The organism is Klebsiella sp. EMBS2024, assembly GCF_036233805.1.
Lineage (GTDB): Bacteria > Pseudomonadota > Gammaproteobacteria > Enterobacterales > Enterobacteriaceae > Klebsiella > Klebsiella pneumoniae.
The window spans coordinates 4,665,118-4,666,854 of sequence record NZ_JAZARW010000001.1 but is presented as its reverse complement, the minus strand read 5'-3'; the positions used below and the strand labels follow the sequence as shown (position 1 = coordinate 4,666,854).

The window sequence follows — 1,737 nt, the reverse complement described above, 5'->3', positions numbered from 1 at the left end:
ACCGGGACAACCGTCGCCCGGCTAACATAGCCTTCTCCGTCCCCCCTTCGCAGTAACACCAAGTACAGGAATATTAACCTGTTTCCCATCGACTACGCCTTTCGGCCTCGCCTTAGGGGTCGACTCACCCTGCCCCGATTAACGTTGGACAGGAACCCTTGGTCTTCCGGCGAGCGGGCTTTTCACCCGCTTTATCGTTACTTATGTCAGCATTCGCACTTCTGATACCTCCAGCAACCCTCACAGGTCACCTTCGCAGGCTTACAGAACGCTCCCCTACCCAACAACACATAGTGTCGCTGCCGCAGCTTCGGTGCATGGTTTAGCCCCGTTACATCTTCCGCGCAGGCCGACTCGACCAGTGAGCTATTACGCTTTCTTTAAATGATGGCTGCTTCTAAGCCAACATCCTGGCTGTCTGTGCCTTCCCACATCGTTTCCCACTTAACCATGACTTTGGGACCTTAGCTGGCGGTCTGGGTTGTTTCCCTCTTCACGACGGACGTTAGCACCCGCCGTGTGTCTCCCGTGATAACATTCTTCGGTATTCGTAGTTTGCATCGGGTTGGTAAGTCGGGATGACCCCCTAGCCGAAACAGTGCTCTACCCCCGAAGATGAGTTCACGAGGCGCTACCTAAATAGCTTTCGGGGAGAACCAGCTATCTCCCGGTTTGATTGGCCTTTCACCCCCAGCCACAAGTCATCCGCTAATTTTTCAACATTAGTCGGTTCGGTCCTCCAGTTAGTGTTACCCAACCTTCAACCTGCCCATGGCTAGATCACCGGGTTTCGGGTCTATACCCTGCAACTTAACGCCCAGTTAAGACTCGGTTTCCCTGCGGCTCCCCTATACGGTTAACCTTGCTACAGAATATAAGTCGCTGACCCATTATACAAAAGGTACGCAGTCACACCCGAAGGTGCTCCCACTGCTTGTACGTACACGGTTTCAGGTTCTTTTTCACTCCCCTCGCCGGGGTTCTTTTCGCCTTTCCCTCACGGTACTGGTTCACTATCGGTCAGTCAGGAGTATTTAGCCTTGGAGGATGGTCCCCCCATATTCAGACAGGATACCACGTGTCCCGCCCTACTCTTCGAGTTCACAACCTGTGCATTTTGGTGTACGGGACTATCACCCTGTACCGTCGGACTTTCCAGACCGTTCCACTAACACACAAGCTGATTCAGACTCTGGGCTGCTCCCCGTTCGCTCGCCGCTACTGGGGGAATCTCGGTTGATTTCTTTTCCTCGGGGTACTTAGATGTTTCAGTTCCCCCGGTTCGCCTCGTTAACCTATGTATTCAGTTAACGATAGTGCAACGAATTGCACTGGGTTTCCCCATTCGGACATCGCCGGNTNTAACGGTTCATATCACCTTACCGACGCTTTTCGCAGATTAGCACGTCCTTCATCGCCTCTGACTGCCAGGGCATCCACCGTGTACGCTTAGTCGCTTAACCTCACAACCCGAAGATGTTTCACTTCTGATTGCGAAAATTTGAGANACTCGAACACACNTNAACNGTGTGTCGTTTCAATTTTCAGCTTGATCCAGATTTTTAAAGAGCAAAACTTCGCAGTGCACCTTTTCAGGTTCACTCTGAAGTTTTCTTGTGTTCGCAGTAAAGATGGTGGAGCTATGCGGGATCGAACCGCAGACCTCCTGCGTGCAAAGCAGGCGCTCTCCCAGCTGAGCTATAGCCCCATCGAATGAATCTCNNNNAACCTTAATTC

The 1,737-nt window shown here is 52.0% G+C and carries 1 tRNA gene and 1 other annotated feature (1 of these 2 only partly in view); the gene reads right to left on the bottom strand.

Annotated features, from left to right (window positions below):
- Positions 1–1,463: a sequence feature (mutual gap in cmsearch alignment for this rRNA model is longer than 100), on the bottom strand; it reaches 1,439 nt to the left of the window's first position.
- 169 nt (positions 1,464–1,632) lie between these two features.
- Positions 1,633–1,708, bottom strand: a tRNA-Ala gene (locus tag VZP09_RS21385).
- Positions 1,709–1,737 lie beyond the last annotated feature (29 nt).